The 960-nt window shown below is 38.0% G+C and carries 3 protein-coding genes; all 3 read left to right on the top strand.

Annotated elements, in window-relative coordinates; genetic code table 11:
- A partial coding sequence (locus SSCH_RS19730) for a hypothetical protein (RefSeq protein WP_232294124.1) occupies nucleotides 1-313 on the top strand: 313 nt, incomplete at its 5' end.
- Nucleotides 310-549 carry a hypothetical protein gene (locus tag SSCH_RS00725; protein ID WP_044663796.1) on the top strand — a complete coding sequence of 80 codons (240 nt, stop codon included), beginning with the start codon at nucleotides 310-312 and terminating at the stop codon, nucleotides 547-549. The genes SSCH_RS19730 and SSCH_RS00725, both read left to right, overlap by 4 nt.
- Nucleotides 550-553: 4 nt before the next feature.
- A partial coding sequence (locus SSCH_RS00720) for an ABC transporter ATP-binding protein (protein WP_044663795.1) occupies nucleotides 554-960 on the top strand: 407 nt, incomplete at its 3' end.

Genomic DNA, 960 nt, shown 5'->3' with positions numbered 1-960 from the left:
ATATGCACTAGCAAATCTTGGCCAAATAATATCTCAATCACTGATTATTTCCGGTAATGTGAAAGAAACCTTTATTTCCATAAGCGCGGAGAGTAACCGGTTAAAACTATACACATCCCTTAATCCATATGATTTAAACCAGCACTCTTTGATAATATCTGATGCGATCAATGCAGGGCTACGAAGCCTGTTGCCCATAGGCATTGCTGTTCTTTTATTTGCTTCCATAAGTATGGTGGTATCTTTATTGAGTTTTTTAAGAAAAAACACAAAAAGAAATAGGACGTTCATCTTCTTGCGGGAGCGACAATGAAGAATATTGCTCTGCGCATCCTCTGGATTTCTATGATCTGTTTGAGCTTTTCTTTTGTTTTAGCAACTTTGATCAGCAATCAGGTTAAGAACAACATTTTTCCAGATTTTTATCAAGGGCAAGTTCTTTATTATACTGTGCCGCTCATGCTTTTAATTGTTGTGTTGATATCTGTCTGGCCGGTTGTAAAGTTTCTGAGAACGGAAATTAGCGAGATCATCCGTAGAAAGGAGTAGCCAAATGATATTACTGCATGGTGTAGAAAAAATATATGGCCGCGGTGATAATAGTGTCAAAGCTTTAAACGAGATCGATCTGGAAATCAGGCAAGGGGAAATGGTGGGCATCATGGGGGTATCGGGTTCTGGAAAATCGACATTGCTTAACATTATTGGATGTATTGATCGGCCTACTTTAGGAAGCTATTACCTTAATGGAAAAGATGTGTCTAGAATGAATCAGGTGACGTTGGCCAGGTTAAGAAATAGCTGTTTTGGCTTTGTCGTCCAGCAGTTTGCTTTGATTGATGACTATAACACGTATCAAAATGTGAAAGTGCCTTTAGATTATACTCGAATCAGTAGGCGGGAAAAGAAGAAACGAATTGAGGAAATGATTTGTAGATTGGGTATTGAAGATAAAAAAGA

It is taken from the genome of Syntrophaceticus schinkii (assembly GCF_000946815.1).
In the GTDB taxonomy this organism is placed as follows: domain Bacteria; phylum Bacillota; class DSM-12270; order Thermacetogeniales; family Thermacetogeniaceae; genus Syntrophaceticus; species Syntrophaceticus schinkii.
Note: the sequence above shows the minus strand (reverse complement) of the source record. Positions and strands in the feature narration are given on the sequence as shown.

What these genes read in the sequence shown, in the direction of transcription:
- SSCH_RS00725 (WP_044663796.1), top strand. Translation starts at nt 310, where the DNA reads ATGAAGAATATTGCTCTGCGCATCCTCTGGATTTCTATGATCTGTTTG.